Below are 21569 nucleotides of genomic sequence, written 5' to 3' on the forward strand. Positions count from 1 at the left end.
GCCGTCCCCACGCCCCTGCCGCCGCCCCCGCCCGCCCCGGCCCCCGCGCCCGCCACGGCGCCGGTGAGCCTCAGCAAGGTCACCCTGACGAAGGAGGCGCCCGCGGTCTCGCTCACCAAGCAGGGCGGCACCTCCGGCGCCATGCGGGTCAACCTCAACTGGCAGTTGCACAAGCAGTTTTCCGGGTGGGCCTCCAAGCTTGGCAAGGCCATGGCCCTGCACAGCGACCTCGATCTCGACCTGGGGGCGCTGTTCGAACTCGCCGACGGCAGCAAGGGCGTGGTCCAGGCGCTCGGCAACTCCTTCGGCGCACTGCACCAGCCGCCCTTCATCCACCTGGACGCCGACGACCGGACCGGTGCGCGGGCGGCCGGTGAGAACCTCACCATCAACCTCGACCACCGGCAGGCGTTCCGGCGGATCCTGGTCTTCGTGACCATCTACGAGGGCGCCCGCAGCTTCGCCAACCTCCATGCCACGGTCACCCTGCAGCCGCAGTTCGGCGCCCCGATCGACTTCTCGCTCGACGAGTGCACCGTCCCGTCCCCGGTCTGCGCGCTCGCGCTCATCACCAACACCGGCGGCGATCTCGTCGTCCAGCGCGAGGCCCGCTATCTGGTGCCGGAGCGCGGCGTCAGTCCGCAGCGCACCCTCGACCACGCCTACGGCTGGGGCATGAACTGGACCCCGGGCCGCAAGTGACGGCCCGGGGCCCACACGGCGCGGGCGTCAGGGCGTGGCGCTGGGACGGGCGTCAGGGTGCGGCGCTGGGGCGGGCGTAGGTGCGCCCCTTCCAGGCCGCGCCCGCCCCGAGGTGGTGCCGCACCGCCGAATCCACCGTCATCAGCAGGTAGAGAAAGGCCGTCAGCGGCAGCAGCGGCGCCAGCCACAGGGTCTGCCGGTAGTAGCGCAGCATCGGGATGTAGCTGCCCGCCATCAGGGCCCAGGCGGCGACGCCCGCCGCCAGCGGCGCGGGACGCCCGGTCAGCGCTCCGGCGGCCACGGCCACGGGCGGTACGAGGTACACCACCGCGAGCCCCGCGACCGTCAGCAGCAACAGCAGCGGATTATGGCGCAGTTGGGTGTACGCGCTGCGCGCGACCATCCGCCACAGCTCGCCCAGCCGCGGATACGGCCGCACGCTGTCGACCCGGTCGGCGAGTCCCAGCCAGATCCGTCCGCCGGACCGTTTCACCGTACGGGCCAGCGCCACGTCGTCGATGACCGACCGCCGGATCGTCTCCGGGACCCCGGCCCGCTCGGCCGCCTCCCGGCGCAGCAGCACGCAGCCGCCCGCGGCCGCCGCCGTACGCGCCCCGGGCCGGTTGACCCACCGGAAGGGGTACAGCTGTGCGAAGAAGTAGACGAACGCGGGCACGATCAGCCGCTCCCAGTAGGTCGCCACCCGCAGCCGCGCCATCTGGGAGACCAGATCCAGCCCGTTCGCCTCGGCCGCGCGCACCAACTCCCGCAGGGAGTCAGGCTCGTGCGCGATGTCCGCGTCCGTCAGCAACAGGTAGTCGACGCCGCCGTCCTCGGCGTCCGTGGCGGGACGGTGCGAGGCGAGCGCCATGCCGTGCCGCACCGCCCACAGCTTGCCGGTCCAGCCCGGACCGGGTTCGCCGGGGGAGGCGACCGTCAGCGGCAGCCCGCCGTACTCGTCGGCCAGTTCCCGGGCCAGCTTCCCGGTGCCGTCCGAGCTGCCGTCGTCGACCAGGAAGATCTCGGCGGGCCCCGGATAGTCCTGGGCGAGCAGCGAGGGCAGGCTCGCCGGAAGCACGGCGGACTCGTCCCGGGCGGGCACCACGACGGCCACCGAGGGCCATACGGCGGGCTCCGGCGGCCCGGACGGCTCCGGTGGGCCGGTCCGCGGCAGTCGGACGTCCGTACGCCAGAAGAAGCCCTGGCCCAGCAGCAGCCACAGCCAGGCGGCCAGGGACCCGGCGGCGATCCACATCAGCACGCTCACCCGTCGAAGTCTGCCGGAAGGTGTGCCCGGCCGTCGGGCACACCGGACCGATCCCTTAAAGTGATCGGGTGAAGATCGCGCTCATGGACTCCGGAATCGGGCTGCTGCCCGCCGCCGCGGCGATGCGCCGACTGCGACCGGACGCCGATCTCGTCCTCTCCTCCGACCCCGCCACCATGCCGTGGGGGCCGCGCACCCCCGAGGACGTCACCGAACGCGCCCTGGGCTGCGCGCGGGCCGCCGCCGACCACCGTCCCGACGCGTTGATCGTCGCCTGCAACACCGCCTCCGTCCACGCCCTGCCCGCGCTGCGGGCCGAGCTGGAGCCCGGACTGCCGGTCATCGGCACCGTGCCCGCGATCAAGCCCGCGGCGGCCGGGGGCGGGCCGATCGCCATCTGGGCCACCCCCGCCACCACCGGCTCCCCGTACCAGCGCGGACTGATCCGTGACTTCGCGGACGGCGTCGAGGTGACCGAGGTGCCGTGTCCGGGGCTCGCGGACGCGGTACAGCACGCCGACGCCGAGGCGATCGACGCCGCGGTGGCCGCCGCGGCGGCCCGCACCCCGCGCGATGTGACCACCGTGGTCCTGGGCTGCACCCACTACGAACTGGTCGCCGACCGCATCCGCGCCGCCGTGCAGCGGCCCGGCACGCAGCCGATCGCGCTCCACGGCTCGGCCGGGGCGGTCGCCGCACAGGCCCTGCGCCGGATCGGCGCCGACCCCTTCCCACCGGGCGACGAGGTCCCCGCGGGCGGCCTGACCGTCCTCCTCGGCGGGCGTGAGGCCACCCTGCCGGAGACCGCCCTGACCTACGCCGAAGGGGTGCTGCTGGCACCCGTCGCGCCGGCGCGCGGTTGACGGCGGCGCCCCGTGCGCTGAGCTGACCGAAACGCTCCTCACCAGCGTATTCGCCCGCCCCGCTGCCGTGGTGCCGGAAGGTGAGTACGCTGCCAGACATGAGGCACCACGACCACGGCACGCCGACCGCCCACGGGCAGCTGCCCGAGGTCTGGACCGGACGCGCCCACAACCGTGTGCAGTGGGTGCTGGCCGCGGCGGGCGCCGCGTGCCTGGCGCTCGGTGTCGACCTCGCCGTCGACTCGCCCTGGGGCTCGGGCCTCGCCCCGCTGCTGATGGCCGTCATCGGCTGTGTCGCCGCCGGGCTGCTGATGCTCTTCGGCACCCTCGCCTTCGTCCATGTGGCGGTGCGGGTCGACCACGAGGTGCTGGAGGTCCGCTGCGGCCATATGGGGCTCCCGCGCCGCCGTATCCCGCTCAGCGATGTGATCGACGCCGATGTGGCCCACAAGGTCACCCCCTGCCAGTGGGGCGGCTGGGGCTACCGCTGGCGCCCCGAGAAGGGCACGGCGGTGGTGGTGCGCCGGGGCGAGGGGCTTGTGGTGCGCCTCGGGGACGGCCGCGTCTTCACGGTCACGGTGGACGACGCGGAGGCGGCGGCCCGGGTCATCCGCGACCGGCTGCGGCTGATCGCGGCGCGCACGTCCCAGGTCTAGCCGGTCCGCGCTCCCCTTTTCCGCGGTTCCGCGTCCCCCTCTTGACGGGGGACGCGCTCATCTTCCGGGGGGACGCGCTCCCTGGGGCCGTACCGGGCGTCAGGGAAGCGCCCCCGAGCCGTCGTCCGGGCGGCGGGCGGCCGCCAGCCCGGCGAGGAGGCCCGCTCCCGCGGTGATCTGGGAGAAGCTCAGGGCGTTGCCCAGACAGGACACGACGGCCAGGGCCGTCAGGGCCGCGCCCGCCGTAAGGACCACCGGAGTGGGGCGCGGTGACCGCCACAGGGCGTGGAGCAGCCACCCGAAGGCCGCGCCCAGCAGGGCCACCCCCGGCAGTCCCTGACCGGCCGCCTGCTGAAGCGGCGCCGAATGGGGCTTGGCCTCCAGGCCCGCCGGCTGGGGCACCGCGGAGCTCAGCTCCCCGAAGCGGTCCGGGCCCGCGCCGCGCACCGGGTCCGTCGCGCCGATACGGGCCGCGTCCTGCCACAGCCCGATCCGGTGCTCGGTGAGACGGGTGCGCAGGGTGGACGGCAGCCCGCCCGGGACCGCGTCCTCGGCCACCATCCAGGTGCCGCCGACCGCGACCGCCGCGACCAGCGCGCAGCCGGCGAGCGCCGGGAGCCGCCGCCGCGGCCGGGCGGCCATGAGCGACAGCAGCAGGACGGCGCCACCGGCCGCCGCGCCCGCCGTCGCGCCGCTCACCACGGCCGTCAGCGTGATCGCCGCGGCCGACAGCCACAGCGCCGGCCGGAACGCTCGCGGGGCGGCCCAGGCCGCGCAGCAGACCGCGCCGGTGGCCAGGGTGAGCTGGGCCGCGCCCGGCCCCTCGTGGCCGGTGAGTCCGTACGGCGAGGTGCAGGCCAGGACGAAACCGGCGAGCCCGGCGGCCGCCGCCGAGGCGACCGGCAGCAGCGATCCGGCGATCCGGCCGCACGCGTAACCGGCGGCCACGGCCAGCACCGCCAGCAGCACCCCCTCGGGACGGGCCGGCCGCCCCAGGGCCGCGATCAGGGCCCAGACGGCACAGCCGCCCAGGACCAGGACCCCCGCGACATCGGACGCGCCGCCGCGTCCCCCGGCCGGTCTGCCGTGGTTCCGCGCGACCGGCTCCACCACTGATGACGTCATCCCGCCGACCCCCCGTCGTGACGGGCATCGCGTCCGGCGGCCTTGCGCCCGGGACACGAGCCATGACACCCGGAACGGTAGCGCTTGTCGTAAGGAATGTGTATATGGGTCGCAGAAACGTTGAGTCGGAGGTGAAACACCCGGCGCGGAGGGCGCGGTTCGGCCGCCGGACGCACTCCCGGCCGCGCCCGATACCCTCGGCCCATGCCGACTCCCGACTTCATCCGTGACCTCAGGGCCTCCATCGGCCACCAACTGCTCTATCTGCCGGGCGTGAGCGCCGTGGTCTTCGACGACCAGGAGCGGGTGCTGCTGGGCCGCCGGGCCGACAACGGCCGCTGGACGATCATCTGCGGCATCCCCGAGCCCGGTGAGCAGCCGGGGACGGCGGTGGTCCGCGAGGTGGAGGAGGAGACCGCGGTGCGCTGCGTCCCCGAGCGCATCGTGCTCGTACGGACCCTGGCGCCGGTGACCTACCCCAACAACGACACCTGCCAGTTCGTGGACATCTGCTTCCGCTGCCGCGCGGTCGGCGGCGAGGCGCGGGTGAACGACGACGAGTCGCTGGACGTGGGCTGGTTCCCGCTCGACGCGCTGCCCGAGATGGAGGACTTCTCCCTGTCCCGGATCAAGCAGGCGCTCGACGACGGCCCGGCATGGTTCGAACCCATCGTCGCGCAGTGAGGTATGTGGCGCCCCCACATCGGTCCGGGCCCGGCGGCTGCCCAGGGGCCCCTCATGAGCGCGTCCACCACACCAGGCCCGGCCCTCCGGCCCTCCGGTGGCCCCGGCCGCCTCGGTCTGTCCGGCCGTACCGCACTCGTCACGGGTGCCGCCGGGGGCGTCGGCCGGGCCGGTACGCTGCGGCCGGCCACCGCCGGGGCCCGGGTGCGGGCCGTCGATCCGGACGCCGGGGGCCTCACCGACCCGGCCGCCGGGGCCGTCGCGTACCTCCGCGGTCCGCACACCTCCTCCAGCACCGGTGCCTCGCTCGGCATGGACGGCGGATGGACCGCCCGCTGAGCGGCCCACCGGACCGGCCACCGGCCGATGGAGGCCGATCGGCGCGGCCGGCGGGGCACGGAAGGCGACGGGCGCAATCGGCTCAGCCGGCGGACCACGGAGGAACCATGGCTGAGCCACCGGACCATGAGGGCGCATCGGTTCAGCCACCGGGGCAGGAAGGCCGATCGGCTCCGCCAATCGGCCATGAGCGCCCCTTGGTTCAGCCACCGGACCGCGTATTGCCCGGTCGCCCCCTCGCGGGGGCACCGGGCCGCCTTACGGCTGGCGCCGCCGCGCCCGGCGGGAGTATGTCTGTGCCCATGTCCGACGACCCGCCGGAGAACCCCTACCTGGAACTGCTCGTACGCGGCGCGCCCGCCGAGGCGTACGAGCGCCCGGTGCTGCGCGCCCGCGCCGACAGGGCACCGGCCGACCGGCTGGGGTGGCTGCTCGGCCCCGACTGGCAGTCGCCCGCTCGCTCCCTGGAGATCCAGCTCGCCTTGCGGTTGCACCGCCTGGCCTCGGCCGTGGCCTACTGACCCGAGCCCGAACGCGCCCGGTGTCCGGCCGGCTTGGGCGCCGGGGGCGGGGACGGGGCCGCGGCCGGTTCGACGGAGGCCAGATCGCGGTCCCGGGTCTCCTTGGCGGCGCCCACGGCCACCAGGGTGAGCAGGGCCGCCGCGATCACATAGAGCGCGATCGGCGTGGCGCTGTCGTAGTCGGCCAGGAGCGCGGTGGCGATCAGCGGGGCGGGCGCGCCGGCCGCGACCGACGAGAACTGCGCGCCGATCGACGCCCCCGAGTACCGCATCCGGGTCGCGAACATCTCGGAGAAGAAGGCCGCCTGGGGCGCGTACATCGCCCCGTGGAAGATCAGCCCGACCGTCACGGCGAGCACCAGGGCCGAGAAGTCCTCGGTGTCGATGAGGAGGAAGAAGGGGAAGGCCCAGGCGCCCACGCCCGCCGCGCCCAGCAGATACACCGGGCGGCGTCCGATTCGGTCCGACAGCGCGCCCCAGGCGGGGATGACCGCGAAGTGCACGGCCGAGGCGATCAGTACGGCGTTGAGCGCGGTCTGCTTGCCGAGGCCCACATGGTCGGAGGTCGCGTAGACCAGGACGAAGGCGGTGATCACGTAGTAGCTGATGTTCTCCGCCATCCGCGCGCCCATGGCGACCAGTACGTCCCGCCAGTGGTGGCGCAGGACCGCCACCAGCGGCATCTTCTCGGCGGCGGCCCCGTCCCGGCCCGCGGCCGCCTTACGGGCCTCGGCCTGCGCCAGCGCCGCCTTGAACACCGGCGACTCATCGACGGAGAGACGAATCCACAAGCCGATCAGCACCAGCACACCCGAGAGCAGGAACGGCACCCGCCACCCCCATGACTCGAAGGCGTCGTCCGAGAGCAGGGCGGTCAGCGCGGAGAGCACCCCGGTGGCCAGCAACTGCCCGGCGGGGGCACCGGTCTGCGGCCAGGACGCCCAGAACCCCCGCCGCCGCGCGTCCCCGTGCTCCGACACCAGCAGCACGGCCCCGCCCCATTCGCCGCCGAGCGCGAAACCCTGGATCAGACGGAGCGCGGTGAGCAGTACGGGCGCTGCCGAGCCGACCGTGGCGTGGGTGGGCAGCAGCCCGATGGCACAGGTCGCGCCGCCCATCATCAGCAGGCTCAGGACCAGCAGCTTCTTACGGCCGAGCCGGTCCCCGTAGTGGCCGAAGGCCAGGGCGCCGACCGGCCGGGCGGCGAAGCCGACCGCATAGGTCAGGAACGACAGCAGCGTTCCGACGAGCGGATCGGAGTCGGGGAAGAAGAGCTTGTTGAAGACGAGCGCGGCGGCCGACCCGTAGAGGAAGAAGTCGTACCACTCGATGGTGGTGCCGATGAGGCTCGCGGCGACGATGCGGGGGAGGTTCGCCGGTGGTGGGGGAGCGGTTCCTGCGGAGGCCATGTGCGCCACTTCCTCGTGTGCGGTGGGGACGGGTAGGTGTCGGCACACGGTAGGAAGCCGCTGGTCGGGCGCACATGTGGTGGGACAACACAGTATTGCGGCGGGCTATGCGCGCGGCCCCCATACCCCCGGGGCGCCCGCAGCGCCGTGCGGGACGCCTCGAGGCACCGGCTGGGCCGTGCGAGCCGCCTGGAGGCTCCTGTTGGGCCGTACGGGGGCGTTCTCGGGGTCCCGTTGGGCCGTACGGGGCGTTCTGGGGCTCCCGTTGGGCCGTACGCGGCGTTCTCGGGCTCCCGTTGGGCCGTGCGAGCCGCGCCGGGTGCCGCCGGGCCGCGTGGATCCGCGCTAGTCGGCCCGCCCCGTGCGCGGCCGGCGCACCTTGCCGAGCTGGAGCATGGCGGCGCCGAGCTGGTCGGAGGTGAGCGAGGGGGCCGGGAGCGGGTGGGAGCCCTCGGGGCGGAGCCCGTCGAGCAGCAGGGCCAGATAGCGGCGCCAGGCCAGCGGTGCGGCGACGGTCGAGCCGGGGACCGCGCGGCCGAGCGCGGCCAGCAGGAACTGCAGGTCCTCCGCGGTGACATCCGGCCGGGCGGCGCCCTGCTGCTGGGCGCGGCGCAGCAGGACGTCGAGCGTCTTGTGGTTCTCCGCGCGGAGCGCGTCGAGCGAGGGGACGCCCTGGATGCCGGTGGTCATCAGGTCGTTGGTGCCCCGGTCGGCGGCGAGCAGCCCGAAGATGCGCTCCAGATAGGCCGTCAGCCCGGCCCAGGCGTCGGGCGCGGAGCGGGCCTCCTCGGCGGCCCGCAGGATGTCCCGCAGGGAATCGCCGAACACCGCCTCGATGAGTTCCGCCCGGCCGGCGAAGCGCCGGTAGAGGGTGGCGCTGCCGACTCCGGCCCGACGGGCGATGTCGTCGAGCGGGGCGTCCACCCCCTGATCCGAGTAGATCTCCCGGGCGGCTGCTATCAGCATCTCGCGATTGCGCCGTGCGTCCCGGCGCAATGGTGTCTCTTTCTCCACACGGCTGCCCATGGCCCGCAACCTTAACACTAACCGGGGGAATCTCTCCGGTTAGTGTTGAGATCATCGGAAGATCGGGGAACGGCCCCCGGTTCTGGCCTCGGGGGACGTGATGTCGCCAACGGGCTGAGGGGGACCGCCCGGACCGCCCACCGGGACCTGTCCGCGCTCGGCGCGGAGTCCGTGGCCGCGATGTCCGAGCCCCTGGCCGCGGTGCCTGCGCCTTCGGCCGGAGCGCCTGCGCATCCAGCCGCGATGCCTGCGCCCCCGGCGCCCCCGGCCATAGCGCCCGGGCCCCCGGCCGGACCGCCTGCGCCCGTGCGACGGACCGCGTTCGCCGGGCCCGCTCGACGGACCGCGTTCGCCGGGCCCGCTCGACGGACCGCGTTCGCCGGGCCCGCTCGACGGACCGTGGCGAACGGTCGCCGCGGTCCGCGGGGCACGGCGTTCAGCGTGGTTCCGGAATCATGCGCAGCGGCCCTGCGGTGAGGCTCATCCGCGCCCTCGGCCGGATCTTCGTCCCCGGAACCGGGCGCATCCGCCAGCGGCCCGCGATCGCGGCCAGGGCGAGCGTCGCCTCCGTCATCCCGAAGACATCGCCGATGCACTTCCGGCTGCCACCGCCGAACGGCAGGTACGAGCCGCGTGCCACGTCCTTGGCCCGCTCGGGGAGCCAGCGGTCGGGGTCGAAGGACTCCGGGTCCGGGAACAGCCCGGGGTCGCGGTGCAGCACGTACGGGCTGATCAGCACGTCCGACGCCGGAGGCAGCCGCCGCCCGCCGAGTTCGGTGGCCTCGGTGGTGGTCCGGGTGAAGAGCCACGCGGGCGGGAAGAGCCGCAGCGCCTCGCTGAACACCCGCTGGGTGTGGCCGAGCCGGGGGACGTCGGCGTAGACCGGGGCCCGCCCGCCCAGCACCTCGTCGACCTCGGCGTGCAGCGCGGCCTCGGCCCGGGGGTTGCGGCCGAGCAGGAACCAGGCCCAGGTCAGCGCGGAGGCAGTGGTCTCGATCCCGGCCAGCAGCAGCGTCATGACCTGGTCGTGGATCTCCTGGTCCGACATCGTGCCGCCGGTCTCGTCGTCCTGCGCGGCGAAGAGCGCGGACAGCACGTCGCCGCGGTCGCCGTCGTCCGACGCCCTGTAGTCGTCGATCATGCGGTCGATGAGCTGGTTGAGCCGGGTGAGCGCGTCGACGAAGCGCCGGTTCGCCGCGGTCGGCAGCTTGGCCAGCAGCCCGGTGGGGTCGATCGCCTGCCGGTAGGCGCCCTCCACGACGACCGGCAGGCAGTGCTGGATCTCGGCCACGGCATGCGGCGCCATATCGGTCGAGAAGAGCGCCCCGGCCGTCACCCGCGCGGTGAGCGCGAGCATCTCATGGCTGACGTCGACGGGCCGGCCCGCCGTCCACGCCGTCGCCGCGGCCTCGCATTCGCGCTCCATCACCTCGGCGTACCTGGCGATCCGGGCGGCCTGGAAGGCGGGCTGCACCAGCCGGCGCTGCCGGCGGTGGTCCGCCCAGCCGGAGGTGATCAGACCGTTGCCCAGGATCGGCTTGGCCTTCTCCTTCACCGGTCCGCCGGTGTCGTAGACCCGCGCGTTGACCAGCACCTGCTGGACCAGTTCCGGATGACAGGGCAGGTGGGCGGGCCGGGGCCCCAGCCGGAGTTCCACCAGATCGCCGTGGGCGGGCAGGGAGGCCAGGAACTGAAGCGGCTTGCGGCCCATGAGCAGGGCGTGGCCGGCCAGCGGAAGCCCGCCGGGGGCGATGGCGTGCCGCCAGTGGCGCGTCGCCGGGTGCTGCGCGGTCCTCATGCGGAAGATGTCCTTCACTCGCGAGGTGGGGTACGGAGGGTACGGGGCGTCCGGTCCGGGGCGGACCCCGGACCGGACGCCGTCAGCGTGGCTCGCACACCATGGGCAGCGGGCCGGGTTCGAGCGTCGCCTTCGGCTGGGGGCGCAAGGCCGTCCCGGGCACCGGACGGAGCCGCCACCGGCTCGCGACCGTGGCCACGATGAGGGCGGTCTCGGTGAGCGCCAGGACATCCCCGATGCACTTGTGGCTGCCCGCGCCGAACGGGAGCAGTGCCCCGCGCGGCACCTCCTTGGCGCGGTCGGGAAGCCAGCGCTCCGGGTCGAACCGTTCGGGGTCGGGGAAGAGCCCGGGGTGGTGGTGCAGCGCCTGGGCGCTGTAGAGGATCATCGTACCGGCCGGGATGGTCCGGCCGCCCAGTTCGGTCTCGGCCGCCGTGACCCGCATCGCCATCCAGGACGGCGGATACAGCCGCAGCGACTCGGTGATGACCCCGCGGGTGTACTCCAGGGACGGCAGGTCCTCGAAGGCGGGGGCGCGGCCCCCGAGGACCGCGTCGATCTCGGCGTGCACCCGCTGCTCCACCTCCGGGTGGGTGCCCAGGAGATGGAAGACGAAGGCGAGGGTGGAGGCGGTGGTCTCGCTCCCGGCGACCAGGAAGGTGACCACCTGGTCCAGGACCTCGCCGTCGTCCAGCCCCTTCCCGGTCTCGGGGTGTTCGGCGCGCAGCAGTGTGGAGAGCAGATCGCCGTGGTCGGCGCCGGACCGCCGGCGGTCGCTGATCATCTCGTCCACGATCTGCCGCAGCCGGGCATTGGCCCGGTCGTAGCGCCGGTTGCCCGGGGTGGGGAGCTTCTCCATGATGCCCAGGGGCGCCATGGTGCGCTTGTAGATGCCGTGTGAGACGACGCGCAGACAGTGGCGCGCCTCGTCGATCGTCGCCTCGCCGACCCCGGTGGAGAACAGGGTCCGCGCCGCGACCCGCATCAGCAGGGCGTGCATGGTGTCGCTGATGTCCAGGGTCCGCCCCGGCTGCCAGGAGCCGATCGCGGCGCGGGTGTCGTCGGCCACGGCGGCGGTGTAGGCGGCGATCTTCGGGGGGTGGAACGCGGGCTGGATCATCCGCCGCTGGTGGCGGTGGTCCTCGCCCCGGGAGACCGAGAGGCTGTTCCCGAGCAGCTGCCGCGCCTTGTCGAAGACCCCGCCCTTGTCGAACACGCGGGGGTTGAGCAGCACATGGCGGACCAGTTCGGGGTGGCAGACCAGATAGGCGCGGCTGGGGCCCAGCCTGACCTCCACCAGGTCGCCGTGGGCGGGCAGGGAGGCCAGGAACTGGAGCGGGCGGCGCCAGAGCGCCAGGGTGTGTCCCAGCAGCGGCACCGAACCGGGCGCCGTACCGGTGGTCCAGGGGCGCTCCGGCGGTGCGGAGTTCTTCGTGGGAGTCACGGTCCCCGTTCCCTTACTGGATGCGGGAGTTGACGTCGTTGACGGCCGTCCGGTAGCGCTGGTTGCTGATGGTCCAGACGAAGTTGCCGTAGATCAGATCGAGGAAGACGTCCCGCGTCAGTGGGTCGAACGCCTTGATGCACTCGATGTCCTCGATCATGTCGTCGAGCCGGGCCTGGAAGAACTCCTTGAACGCCGACTCGTCGCTCACATCGCAGAGCCGGAAACAGTTGGTGATCTGGCCCAGGGAGACCTCGCGGTCATAGGAGTAGAAGTCGTTGACGATGGTGAGTCCGCGGGTGGTCATCCGGGCGGCCAGGCTTGTCTTGGCGTGTTCGGTGAACTCCGGATGGCGGTAGATCGGGTAGGACATCTTCATCCAGAAGTCCACTCCGATGTCGGTGACCCGGAAACGGAAATACTGCTCCGGGGACCGGGTGCACAGCGCCGCCTTGATCGGCGAGTTGCGGAACATGTGATCGCTGGTGACGAAGGCGCGTGCGGCCTCGTACGCGACCTCCGCGTCCTCGGGGCGGTAGTACTTCTCGCAGATCCTGCGCAACTGGGGAAGGAAGAGGTCGAAATCGTGCAGCGCGGGATCCATGTCGTCCCATACGAACGTCACGCAGTTCAGGACGCAGACGGCCTTGAACGCCGCCATGTCCTTGATATGGCGGGGGCTCTGGGACCAGAGCACCACCCCCATATAGGAGATCCAGCGTTTGTCGGAAACCTCTGTGCCGAGGGGGGCCACCGCCGTGTTGCAGTCGTCGATGACCTCGCGCAGTTCGGCGTCGGTCAATTCGACCTTGGTGGGCCGGGTGACGACATGGCGGTCGAACATCTCCTGGAAGCGGCGGGTGCACTCCTCCAGATGGGGGCGGACGGTGTTCCGGCCGGTGTGCTGGGCCCCGGCCGTGGAAAGGTCGGTCGTCATGAGTTCCTCACAGTGGCCATGCGGGCGATCCGCTGCAGCGCGTCGACCGCTTCCGCGGTGAATGGGGCGTTGTCGAGGGCCCGCAGGGCCTGCGTCCGGCGGTCGTCGATCATCTGCTCGACGGCCTGCCGGGCGGTGGTGGCGGCGAAGATGTCCTGGACGGTCGCGGCGTCCTTCTCGTCCAGCAGCGGATTGCCGATGAGGCTGCGCAGCCGCGCCGCCTGGGCGCTGTCCGAGCCGCGCAGGGCGAGCGCGATCAGGGTGGTGTTCTTCCCGGCCCGCAGATCGTCCAGCTGGGACTTGCCGGTGGACTCCGGATCGCCGTACACGCCCAGCAGGTCGTCGCGGAGCTGGAACGCCTCGCCGAGCGGCAGGGCGTAGGCGGTGAACGCCTCCATGACCTCCGGTCCGGCGCCCGCGATGGCGGCCCCCAGGTGCAGCGGACGCTCGATGGTGTACTTGGCGGTCTTGTACCGGACGACGGTGAGCGTGGCCTCGACGTCGTCGGTCAGCTCCCCGGTAGCCGCCAGGTCGAGGTACTGGCCCAGCATCACCTCGGTGCGCATCTGTGACAGCAGCGGCAGTACGGAGCCGAACTGGGCGGGGGTCAGACCGGCCGAGTGCAGCAGTTCGTCCGACCAGGCGAGGGCGAGATCACCGAGGAGGACCGCCCCGCTCACCCCGAACCGCTCGATCTGATCGGGGCTGCGGCCGTCGGCACACAGCGCGGCGAGGGTGCGGTGGATGGTCGGCCGGCCGCGGCGGGTGTCGCTGTCGTCCATGACGTCGTCGTGGATGAGCGCGAAGGCGTGGAACATCTCCAGGCAGGCGGCCACCCGGAACACCGCCTCGGTGTCCTCTCCGCCGCCGGCGGCCTGCCAGCCGGTGACACACAACAGGGGCCGAATGCGCTTTCCGCCGGACAGGAAATCCTTGAGCAGTCCGGAGAGACAGGGAAGATGGTGCTGCGGGGTGGTGCGGGTCTTCGCCGTCAGAAAGTCTTCGAGTACGACGTCCACCGACGTGCGGATAGCATCCGCGTCCAGGAGGCCGGGGTTGAGCGTGGGTGTGGTCATGCGGCTGACTCCTCCACGTCGAAATGTCGAAATCCGCTGATCAAGAAGACGAAAAAAGGCACGCGGAAACCCTTGGCTCGTATGGATGAAGACCGGTGGCCGTGCGTGTTGCCGGATAAAGGCCGACAGCCGTGCGTGGTGGGTCACGGCACCATGAAAGCAGCCGCGTGTGGCGGTTGCCGTGCCCTGGTCGATATGTCGAACGCGCTGCGGAGGGTGCGGAGATCAGGCGCTCAGGGAGCCGTCGGGCCGGCGTGGTCGGATCATTTCCGCGCAGGGAATCCGGGCCGGGCCGCAATGGGGCCCTGGTCGGCGCGGCATCCGCGTGGGCAACATCGGTCGGATGGCTGCCAGGTGTGCGCGGGTACACTCAATTACGCCCATTATTCCCCCTGAGTGCCGCCGGTCCCCCAGTCGGATGTAGGCAGTCTAGACACAAGATCGACGGATTCGGAAGCCCGTTCTGCCGATGCGCCTATCACTTGACGGTCGCGGAGCGGGGAAGCCGTCACCGCGACCGGTGCGGTCCGAAACCGGGCACCTCGCCCCGTACGCGTCGAGTATCAGAGAAATAAGCGGGTGCGCAATATGGCCGCGGGGAGTTCGTTGAAGTCTGAACGGGGCCCGCCTTCGGTGGCGGCGCCCCGTTCGCAAGCGCGCGTTGCGCGGGAGCTCCCGCACCGGGCGCGGACGGCCCCGCACCGGGCGTGGGCGGCCCCGTACCGGGCGTGGGCGGCCCCGTACCGGGCGTGGGCGGCCCCGCACCGGGCGTGGGCGGCCCCGCACCGGGCGCGGACGGCCCTGCACCGGGCGCGGGCGGCCCCGCACCGGCCGGGACCGTTCAGACCTTGCGGTAGTCGTACGCCTCCGAGGCCGCCTGGAGCACCGCATCCACATCCGCCCCGGTGGAGGCGGTGACGACGGCCGCCACCGCGCCCTCCACCAGCGGCGCGTCCACCAATCGGGTGCCCTCCGGCAGTTCGTCGCCCTCGGCCAGCAGCGCCTTGACGGCCAGTACCGCACTGCCCAGGTCCGCCAGGACCGCCACCCCGGCGCCCCGGTCGACCGCCTGGGCCGCCTCGGCGATCAGCTCCGGACTGGTGCCGAATCCGCCGTCCGGGGTGCCGCCCGCGGCGCGGACCGGCGCGGCGCCACCGCCGGACAGCTGCTTCGCCAGCTCGGCCACCGAGTCCGCCACCGCCGCGCTGTGCGACACCAGGACGATTCCGACCAGCTTCTGCTCGTCCTCGTCGGTCATCGGGCCGCCTCCGCCAGCGCCGCTATGATCAGCGCCGACGAGGTGGCGCCCGGGTCCTGGTGGCCGACGCTGCGCTCACCCAGATAGCTGGCCCGGCCCTTGCGGGCCTGCATGGGCACGGTGGCCAGCGCGCCCTTCTCGGCGGCCTCGGCCGCGGCCGGGAACGACCCGGCGCCCGCGCCCAGCGCCTCCACGGCGGGGAGCAGCGCGTCCAGCATCGTCTTGTCACCGGGCGTGGCGCCGCCGAGCTGCGCCACCGCGTCCACCCCGGCCCGCAGCGCGTCCGCCAGCTGCCGCGGGGTGACCTGCTCGGCGTCGCCGAGCGCCTTGCCGGCGCGCCGCAGCAGCGTCCCGTACAGCGGTCCGGAGGCGCCGCCCACCTTGGAGATCAGCTGGCGCCCGGCCAGGACCAGCGCGGCCCCGGGGGAGCCCGGCGGCTCCTTCTCCAGCGCCTCGGCCACGGCGGCGAAGCCGCGCTGCATATTGGTGCCGTGGTCGGCGTCGCCGATCGCGGAGTCCAGATCGGTGAGACGGGCCGCCTCACGGTCCACGGAGCCGGCCGCGGCGATGAGCCAGCGGAGGAAGAAAGGGGTGTCGAGCACGTCGTCGACGGCGGGTTCACTGCTGGACACAGACGCCTCCTCAGGGGTGGGCAACGGCGACAGCGTAGGTATCGGGGGCCGGCCGGCCTCAGTCGCCCCAGCGCAGGCCGACCGTCCGCACGGGCGCGTCCCACAGCCGCAAAAGGTCCTCGTCGACCTGGCACAGGGTGATCGAAGCGCCCGCCATGTCCAGTGACGTGACGTAGTTGCCGACGAGCGTACGCGCCACCGCCACCTGGCGCTCGCCGAGCGCCCGGTGCACCTCGGCGGCGAAGCCGTACAGCTCCAGCTGCGGGGTCGCCCCCGCGCCGTTGACCAGCAGCAGCACCGGACTGTCCGGGCGCAGATCCGCCACCACCACGTCCACCGCGTAGTCGGCGATCTCGCGGGAGGTCATCATCGCCCGCCGCTCGCGCCCCGGCTCGCCGTGGATGCCCACGCCCAGTTCCAGCTCCCCGGCGGGCAGGTCGAAGGTGGGGCCGCCCTTGGCCGGGGTGGAGCAGGCGCTGAGCGCGACACCGAAGCTGCTCGAGAGGTCGTTCACCCGCCGGGCGATCGACTCCACCCGCTCCAGCGGCGCGCCCTCCTCGGCCGCGGCGCCCGCGATCTTCTCCACGAACAGGGTGGCCCCGGTGCCGCGCCGGCCCGCCGTGTAGAGGCTGTCGTCGACCGCCACATCGTCGCTGACCAGGACCTTGGCGACCTGGATGCCCTCGTCCTCGGCGAGTTCGGCGGCCATGTCGAAGTTGAGCACATCGCCGGTGTAGTTCTTGACGACGAACAGCACGCCCTTGCCGCTGTCCACCGCCGCCGCGGCGCGCACCATCTGGTCCGGCACCGGGGAGGTGAACACCTCGCCGGGGCAGGCGGCGTCGAGCATGCCGCGTCCCACGAACCCGCCGTGCAGCGGCTCGTGCCCCGATCCGCCGCCGGAGACCAGCGCCACCTTGCCCTCGACCGGTGCGTCGCGCCGGACGATCACCCGGTTCTCGACGTCGACGATCAGCTCGGGGTGCGAGGCCGCCAGTCCGCGCAGCGCGTCGGCGACCACGGTCTCGGGGACGTTGATGAGCATCTTCATGGCTGTGTCCGTCCTCCGCCGGATGGGGGCTGTGCACCGCCTGCCACAGCCTACGGATCCGTCACGGCCGCGGCACCCCTGGGCCGCTGAGCCGAATGGCCTCATAGAACGAAAAAGGTACATAGGTATCATATGGTGCGCGCATGGAGAATACTGCCGCACCGGCGGCCGCCGTCCTGCCCTCGCGCTCCCAGCCCCACCAGCCGCGGCGGTCCCGCCGCCCGCCCCCCTGGCTCGGTCTGGTGGCCATCGGGTACGCCGTGGTCCAGCTCGCCGTGGTGATCCCGCACACCGGGCACGCGCTCGGCTGGGACGAGTCCGTGTACGTCTCCCAGGTCGATCCGCGCACCCCGTCCGCGTACTTCAGCGCACCCCGCTCGCGCGGCATCAGCCTCCTGGTCGCGCCCGTGGTGGCCGCGACCGACTCCATCCGGGTGCTGCGGGTCCTGCTCATGCTGCTGTCCGCGGGCGCACTCTACGGCGCCTTCCGGGTCTGGACCCGGCTGCTGCCCGTCGGTCAGGTCGCCCTGGGCGCGCTGCTGTTCTCCGGGCTGTGGATCACTCAGATCAGCGGGCCCGCGGTGATGCCCAACCTCTGGGTGGCGATCGGCGCGGTCGCCGCCGTCGGATGGTTCCTCCGTGTCCCCGGCGACCCCCGGGCCCGCTGGTGGCTGGCGGCCGTCCTCGCGGGCGTCACCCTGGTGCGCACCCCCGACGGGGGATGGCTCGCGCTGCCGCTGCTGATCGGCGCGATCGGGGTGCGCGCCTGGCGGCCCGCCCTGCCCGCGCTGGTCGGCGGGGCGCTGCTCGGCGCGGCCCAGTGGATCGGCGAGGCGTACGACCGGTTCGGCGGTATCACGGAGCGGCTGGGCGTCTCCAGCGACGTCGAGGGCGGCATGGGCCTCCACTTCGGCGTCGGGGCCGCGCTGCGCAGCCTCAACGGCCCCCAGCTGTGCCGCCCCTGCGAGGTGCCGCTGCGCCACCCGGAGCTGACCGTGTGGTGGCTGGCGCTGCCGGTGCTGACCCTCCTCGCCGTACACGCCGCCCTGCGCGACCGCCATGAGCTGCGGCGGACGCGCGTGGGGCTGGGCCGTCCGGGCGTCCGGCCCCCCGCCGTACCGCTGACCGTGCTGCCGGTCGTCTGCGCGGCCGCCCTCGCCCTGCCGTACCTGCTGCTCATCGACTACTCCGCACCACGGTTCCTGATGCCCTCCTACGCGCTGCTGGCGCTGCCGGTCGCCGGGCTGGCGCCGCGCGCCGTACGGGCCGCGCGCTCACCGCGGCACCTGGCGGTCGCCCTCGCAGTGGTCGTCACGGCCCATCTCGGGAGCCAGTTCGTCGTCCTGGGCCACGCCGCGCAGCAGTCCGAGGCCACCACCGGGCGTTATCGCGCCGCCGCACAGGGGCTGCAGCGGCTGGGGCTGCGGCCGCCCTGTCTGGTGACCGGCGACCGGGCCCTGCCCATCGCCTACCACGCGGGCTGCTCCTCCGCCCAGACCAGCGGGAACAACCGGTCCACCGCGCTGCCGGCGCTGCTGCGGCGGGCCGCCCGGGAACCCACCGCGCTGCTGCTGCCGCGCGGCCGGGCCCGGCCGCCGTCCTACGCCCGCACCTGGGTCGCCTATCCGCTGGCCGGTACCGAGTGGAACGCGTACCGGCCGCCGGACCAGGCGCGGGAGTGGGAGGACGGGAAACCCCGACAGGGGGTGTCCGGTAACGGCGGGAGCATGGGCGCCATGACGACGACCTACCCGACGACCAGCTGGGCCGGATTCCAGGCGGCCGAGCCCGCCTTCGCCCGCTATGCCCAGGACCGCTTCCGGCGCTACCGCCACCATGTGCTGGCCACCCTGCGCCAGGACGGCTCCCCGCGGGTGACCCCGCTCGAGGTGAACTTCCTGTCGGGCGAGTTGTGGCTGGGCATGATGCCGGACTCGCGCAAGGCGCTGGACCTGCGCCGCGATCCGCGGTTCTCGGTGCAGGCCAACCCCGGTCCGGGCGAGGGGCTCACCGAGGGGGACGTGCGGGTGAGCGGCCGGGCGGTGGAGGTGACCGACCCCGGGGCGGTCGCCCGCTTCGCCGCGGAGTTCCGGCCGCCCGAGCCCTTCCACCTCTTCCGCGCCGAGGTGACCGAGGTGGTGCACATCGCCAAGGAGGACGGGGCGATGGTGGTGCGGACCTGGCGTCCGGGGCGACCGGTCACGGTCGTACGGCCCGGCGTCGACGACGGCCCCGGCGTCGACGACGGTCCGAGCGTCGACGACAGCCCCGGCGCCGATGGCGGCCCGAGCGCCGACGGTGGCCCGAGCGCCGACGGCGGCCCCGGCGCCGACGGTGGCCCGAGCGCCGACGGCGGCCCGCCCCGGGCGGAGGGCTGAGGCAAGGGTCGTGGACCGGGCCCGCCGGACCGGTCCACGCCCCTTCCGTATTGTTGGAACACGTTCTACCGTGCCCCTCGATCCCAGGACGCTCCCAGACCGCCGTCACGGCGCACGCGAGACTCCAGGAGGGGCCGTGGACCTCGAATACACCCCTGATCAGCGGCGGTTACGCGATGAGCTGCGCGCGTACTTCGCCGAGCTGGTCCCCGACGACGCCTACGCCCGCTACACCGACTCCGCCGGGCAGAAGCGGTTCTACCGCGAGACCATCCGCCGCCTCGGCGGCGACGGCTGGCTGGGCGTGGGCTGGCCCCAGGAGTACGGCGGGCGCGGACTCGGCCCGGTCGAGCAGTTCATCTTCTTCGACGAGGCGGCCCAGGCCGGGGTGCCGCTGCCGCTGATGGCGCTCAACACGGTCGGGCCCACGATCATGCGGTTCGGCACCGACGAGCAGAAGGAGTACTTCCTGCCCAGAATCCTCTCCGGCGAGATCGACTTCGCGATCGGCTACAGCGAACCCGACGCCGGTACCGACCTCGCCTCCCTCCGGACCCGCGCCGTGCGGGACGGCGACACCTACGTCGTCAACGGCCAGAAGACCTGGACCACCAACGGCGACACCGCCGACTGGGTCTGGCTCGCGGTCCGCACCGATCCGGGCGCCACACCCCACAAGGGCATCAGCATCCTGCTGGTCCCGACCGACGACCCCGGCTACTCCTCCACCCTCATCAAAACGCTCGCCTCCCACGACACCACCGCCAGCTACTACGAGAACGTCCGCGTCCCGGTCACCCGCCGCGTCGGCGCCGAGAACGAGGGCTGGCGCATGATCACCACCCAGCTCAACTACGAACGGGTCACCCTCGCCGCCCACGGGACCATGGCCATCCGCGCCCTGCGCGGCGTCCGCCAGTGGGCCGCCGACACCAAGCTCCCCGACGGCCGCCGGGTGATCGACCTCGGCTGGGTGCGCGGCCGGCTGGCCCGGACCCACGCCCGGCTGGACGCCATGAAGCTGCTCAACTGGCAGATGGTGGACGCCCTCCAGCGCGACACCCTGACCCCGCAGGACGCCTCGGCGGTCAAGGTCTACGGCTCCGAGGCGCGCCGGGACGCCTACGCCTGGCTGATGGAGATCGTCGGCGCCGCCGGTCCGCTCAAGGAGGGCTCCGCGGGCGAGGTCCTCCACGGTGAGCTGGAACGCGGCTACCGCAGCAGCGTCGTCTTCACCTTCGGCGGCGGCAACAACGAGATCCAGCGGGAGATCATCTCCTGGATCGGCCTGGGGATGCCCCGGGTGCGCCGCTGAGCCGTGCGACGGGCCTACGCTGGCCACCGGGAGGTGGTGGCCATGGCGGCGGCCGTAGGACAGGGCGGACCGGACGCCGACCCGGGGCTCTACGGCCCCCGGTCGGTCACCTGGCAGATGCACGGCGACCCGGTGATGTGGATCGCGGGGGTGCGCGCCCTGTACCTCCAGGCCCTGCATCCGCTCGCGGTGCGCGGCGTCACCCAGAACTCCGACTTCCGTCAGGACGCCTGGGGCCGGCTGCTGCGCACCGCGCGGTTCGTCGCCACCATCACCTACGGCACCACCGAGGCGGCCGAGCGGGCCGGCGCGAAGGTCCGGGGCATCCACCGCAGGCTCTCCCTGACCGACCCCGCCACCGGCCTGCGGCACGGCGTCGACGAGCCCGAGCTGCTGCTGTGGGTGCACTGCGCCGAGATCGACTCCTACCTCCAGGTGATGCGGCGCTCCGGCTATCCGCTCACCGACGCCCAGGCGGACGCCTACGTCGCCGAGAACGTGGTGTCCGCCCGGCTGGTCGGCCTCGACCCCGCCGACGTACCGGCCGACACCGCCGCGCTCGCCGCGTACTTCGAGAAGGTGCGCCCCGAACTCGCCGCCACCCCCGAGGCCCGCGAGGTGGACGCCTTTCTGCGACGGCCCCCGGTCCATGCCCTGCTCGTCCCGGCGCGCGAGGTGATCTGGGGGCGCTTCGCCGCGCTCGCCTACGGATCCCTGCCCCCGTACGCCCATGCACTGTACGGCCGCCCCGCGCCCCCGCCCCAAGTGGTCACCCGCCGGCTGAGGGCGATGGGCAGGGCGCTGCGCTGCGTCCCGCCCCGGGTCCGCTGGCAGTTGCCGCCCAAGCACATCCTGCGGGCGGTCGAGCGGCTCGGCCCCGGCAGCCGCCCCTCGCCCTACAAGCTTCGCCGGAACGCGGCCATAGGCGCACCAGGAGCCTCTGTTGCGCCAGGCTCTCCAGGCACCCCCGGCGGCGCCGGAGCACCGGGTGCTCCGGGCTAGCTAAGGGCTGTCCCGTAACTGCTGATCACGGATGAGATGCTCTTGACGTGTCTGGTGTGATCACGGCGTCAGAGCCCTCCTGGATA

At 73.2% G+C, this 21569-nt stretch carries 20 protein-coding genes; 9 read left to right on the forward strand and 11 right to left on the reverse strand.

Going from position 1 to position 21569, the window contains the following annotated elements; translation table 11 throughout:
• The coding region (locus AXW62_RS24970; protein WP_442267818.1) for a TerD family protein at positions 1 to 702 on the forward strand (702 nt) is incomplete at its 5' end.
• A gap of 52 nt (positions 703 to 754) precedes the next feature.
• Here the strand turns inward: AXW62_RS24970 and AXW62_RS24975 are convergent.
• The gene (locus tag AXW62_RS24975; protein ID WP_174556427.1) at positions 755 to 1957 is read right to left on the reverse strand and encodes a glycosyltransferase; all 1203 of its coding nucleotides are present in this window, start codon (positions 1955 to 1957) and stop codon (positions 755 to 757) included.
• 80 nt (positions 1958 to 2037) lie between these two features.
• Here AXW62_RS24975 and AXW62_RS24980 point away from each other — a divergent pair, with 80 nt between their 5' ends.
• Both AXW62_RS24980 and AXW62_RS24985 read left to right on the forward strand, forming a co-directional pair.
• Complete coding sequence (locus AXW62_RS24980) at positions 2038 to 2832, forward strand: glutamate racemase (protein WP_060946478.1); 795 nt, start codon at positions 2038 to 2040, stop codon at positions 2830 to 2832.
• A 98-nt stretch (positions 2833 to 2930) separates the two neighbouring features.
• Positions 2931 to 3488 (forward strand): hypothetical protein, encoded by a 558-nt coding sequence (locus tag AXW62_RS24985; protein ID WP_060946479.1) that lies wholly within the window; start codon positions 2931 to 2933, stop codon positions 3486 to 3488.
• Positions 3489 to 3587: 99 nt separating this feature from the next.
• Here the strand turns inward: AXW62_RS24985 and AXW62_RS46740 are convergent, their stop codons facing one another.
• Complete coding sequence (locus AXW62_RS46740; RefSeq protein WP_060946480.1) at positions 3588 to 4613, reverse strand: O-antigen ligase family protein; 1026 nt, start codon at positions 4611 to 4613, stop codon at positions 3588 to 3590.
• A gap of 204 nt (positions 4614 to 4817) precedes the next feature.
• Between AXW62_RS46740 and AXW62_RS24995 the strand changes: the two genes are divergently transcribed.
• The 3 genes from AXW62_RS24995 to AXW62_RS25005 all read left to right on the forward strand — a co-directional run bounded on the left by AXW62_RS24995 (position 4818) and on the right by AXW62_RS25005 (position 6157).
• Positions 4818 to 5297, forward strand: a complete 480-nt coding sequence (locus AXW62_RS24995) for an NUDIX hydrolase (protein ID WP_060946481.1) — start codon at positions 4818 to 4820, stop codon at positions 5295 to 5297.
• A 54-nt stretch (positions 5298 to 5351) separates the two neighbouring features.
• The gene (locus AXW62_RS41395) at positions 5352 to 5636 is read left to right on the forward strand and encodes a hypothetical protein (protein ID WP_060946482.1); all 285 of its coding nucleotides are present in this window, start codon (positions 5352 to 5354) and stop codon (positions 5634 to 5636) included.
• A 302-nt stretch (positions 5637 to 5938) separates the two neighbouring features.
• Positions 5939 to 6157 carry a hypothetical protein gene (locus tag AXW62_RS25005; RefSeq protein ID WP_060946483.1) on the forward strand — a complete coding sequence of 73 codons (219 nt, stop codon included), beginning with the start codon at positions 5939 to 5941 and terminating at the stop codon, positions 6155 to 6157.
• On the opposite strand, the gene AXW62_RS25010 is transcribed toward AXW62_RS25005, so the two are convergent.
• The 9 genes from AXW62_RS25010 to dhaK form a co-directional block, all read right to left on the reverse strand.
• Positions 6151 to 7566: an MFS transporter gene (locus AXW62_RS25010; protein WP_060946484.1), complete on the reverse strand. Its 1416-nt coding sequence runs from the start codon at positions 7564 to 7566 to the stop codon at positions 6151 to 6153. The two genes, AXW62_RS25005 and AXW62_RS25010, sit on opposite strands and share 7 nt — an antisense overlap.
• Positions 7567 to 7911: 345 nt before the next feature.
• A complete protein-coding gene (locus AXW62_RS25015; RefSeq protein WP_060946485.1) occupies positions 7912 to 8592 on the reverse strand; it encodes a TetR/AcrR family transcriptional regulator in 681 nt (226 codons plus the stop codon).
• A 436-nt stretch (positions 8593 to 9028) separates the two neighbouring features.
• Positions 9029 to 10390, reverse strand: a complete 1362-nt coding sequence (locus tag AXW62_RS25020) for a cytochrome P450 (RefSeq protein ID WP_060946506.1) — start codon at positions 10388 to 10390, stop codon at positions 9029 to 9031.
• An 82-nt stretch (positions 10391 to 10472) separates the two neighbouring features.
• Entirely contained in the window at positions 10473 to 11834 is a 1362-nt protein-coding gene (locus tag AXW62_RS25025) for a cytochrome P450 (RefSeq protein ID WP_060946486.1), read from the reverse strand.
• A 13-nt stretch (positions 11835 to 11847) separates the two neighbouring features.
• A complete protein-coding gene (locus AXW62_RS25030; RefSeq protein ID WP_060946487.1) occupies positions 11848 to 12771 on the reverse strand; it encodes a terpene synthase family protein in 924 nt (307 codons plus the stop codon).
• Positions 12768 to 13847 (reverse strand): polyprenyl synthetase family protein, encoded by a 1080-nt coding sequence (locus AXW62_RS25035; RefSeq protein WP_060946488.1) that lies wholly within the window; start codon positions 13845 to 13847, stop codon positions 12768 to 12770. Before AXW62_RS25035 ends, AXW62_RS25030 begins: the two co-directional genes overlap by 4 nt.
• A gap of 841 nt (positions 13848 to 14688) precedes the next feature.
• The gene (dhaM, locus tag AXW62_RS25040) at positions 14689 to 15105 is read right to left on the reverse strand and encodes a dihydroxyacetone kinase phosphoryl donor subunit DhaM (protein WP_030829539.1); all 417 of its coding nucleotides are present in this window, start codon (positions 15103 to 15105) and stop codon (positions 14689 to 14691) included.
• Positions 15102 to 15737, reverse strand: a complete 636-nt coding sequence (gene dhaL / locus AXW62_RS25045) for a dihydroxyacetone kinase subunit DhaL (protein WP_030829537.1) — start codon at positions 15735 to 15737, stop codon at positions 15102 to 15104. The genes dhaM and dhaL overlap by 4 nt, the downstream gene beginning before the upstream one ends.
• A 58-nt stretch (positions 15738 to 15795) precedes the next feature.
• Positions 15796 to 16788 carry a dihydroxyacetone kinase subunit DhaK gene (dhaK, locus tag AXW62_RS25050; protein ID WP_060946489.1) on the reverse strand — a complete coding sequence of 331 codons (993 nt, stop codon included), beginning with the start codon at positions 16786 to 16788 and terminating at the stop codon, positions 15796 to 15798.
• 143 nt (positions 16789 to 16931) lie between these two features.
• On the opposite strand from dhaK, the gene AXW62_RS45185 reads away from it, so the two are divergent.
• From AXW62_RS45185 to AXW62_RS25065, 3 genes are all read left to right on the forward strand, one after another.
• On the forward strand, positions 16932 to 19166 hold the full coding sequence (locus AXW62_RS45185) for a pyridoxamine 5'-phosphate oxidase family protein (protein ID WP_079115780.1): 2235 nt from the start codon (positions 16932 to 16934) through the stop codon (positions 19164 to 19166).
• A gap of 136 nt (positions 19167 to 19302) precedes the next feature.
• On the forward strand, positions 19303 to 20481 hold the full coding sequence (locus AXW62_RS25060) for an acyl-CoA dehydrogenase family protein (protein WP_060946490.1): 1179 nt from the start codon (positions 19303 to 19305) through the stop codon (positions 20479 to 20481).
• Between the two features lie 42 nt (positions 20482 to 20523).
• Positions 20524 to 21483 (forward strand): oxygenase MpaB family protein, encoded by a 960-nt coding sequence (locus AXW62_RS25065; RefSeq protein WP_060946491.1) that lies wholly within the window; start codon positions 20524 to 20526, stop codon positions 21481 to 21483.
• The last annotated feature ends 86 nt before the right edge of the window (positions 21484 to 21569 follow it).

The sequence above is a fragment of the Streptomyces hygroscopicus subsp. hygroscopicus genome, assembly GCF_001553455.1.
Classification (GTDB): Bacteria; Actinomycetota; Actinomycetes; order Streptomycetales; family Streptomycetaceae; genus Streptomyces; species Streptomyces hygroscopicus.

Bases quoted from the DNA above. Each gene is read 5' to 3' on its own strand.
- AXW62_RS24975 (WP_174556427.1), bottom strand. From the start codon at position 1,957: ATGTGGATCGCCGCCGGGTCCCTGGCCGCCTGGCTGTGGCTGCTGCTG.
- AXW62_RS24985 (WP_060946479.1), top strand. From the start codon at position 2,931: ATGAGGCACCACGACCACGGCACGCCGACCGCCCACGGGCAGCTGCCC.
- AXW62_RS46740 (WP_060946480.1), bottom strand. From the start codon at position 4,613: ATGACGTCATCAGTGGTGGAGCCGGTCGCGCGGAACCACGGCAGACCG.
- AXW62_RS24995 (WP_060946481.1), top strand. From the start codon at position 4,818: ATGCCGACTCCCGACTTCATCCGTGACCTCAGGGCCTCCATCGGCCAC.
- AXW62_RS41395 (WP_060946482.1), top strand. From the start codon at position 5,352: ATGAGCGCGTCCACCACACCAGGCCCGGCCCTCCGGCCCTCCGGTGGC.
- AXW62_RS25005 (WP_060946483.1), top strand. From the start codon at position 5,939: ATGTCCGACGACCCGCCGGAGAACCCCTACCTGGAACTGCTCGTACGC.
- AXW62_RS25010 (WP_060946484.1), bottom strand. From the start codon at position 7,566: ATGGCCTCCGCAGGAACCGCTCCCCCACCACCGGCGAACCTCCCCCGC.
- AXW62_RS25015 (WP_060946485.1), bottom strand. From the start codon at position 8,592: ATGGGCAGCCGTGTGGAGAAAGAGACACCATTGCGCCGGGACGCACGG.
- AXW62_RS25020 (WP_060946506.1), bottom strand. From the start codon at position 10,390: ATGAGGACCGCGCAGCACCCGGCGACGCGCCACTGGCGGCACGCCATC.
- AXW62_RS25030 (WP_060946487.1), bottom strand. From the start codon at position 12,771: ATGACGACCGACCTTTCCACGGCCGGGGCCCAGCACACCGGCCGGAAC.
- AXW62_RS25035 (WP_060946488.1), bottom strand. From the start codon at position 13,847: ATGACCACACCCACGCTCAACCCCGGCCTCCTGGACGCGGATGCTATC.
- dhaM (WP_030829539.1), bottom strand. From the start codon at position 15,105: ATGACCGACGAGGACGAGCAGAAGCTGGTCGGAATCGTCCTGGTGTCG.
- dhaK (WP_060946489.1), bottom strand. From the start codon at position 16,788: ATGAAGATGCTCATCAACGTCCCCGAGACCGTGGTCGCCGACGCGCTG.
- AXW62_RS45185 (WP_079115780.1), top strand. From the start codon at position 16,932: ATGGAGAATACTGCCGCACCGGCGGCCGCCGTCCTGCCCTCGCGCTCC.
- AXW62_RS25065 (WP_060946491.1), top strand. From the start codon at position 20,524: ATGGCGGCGGCCGTAGGACAGGGCGGACCGGACGCCGACCCGGGGCTC.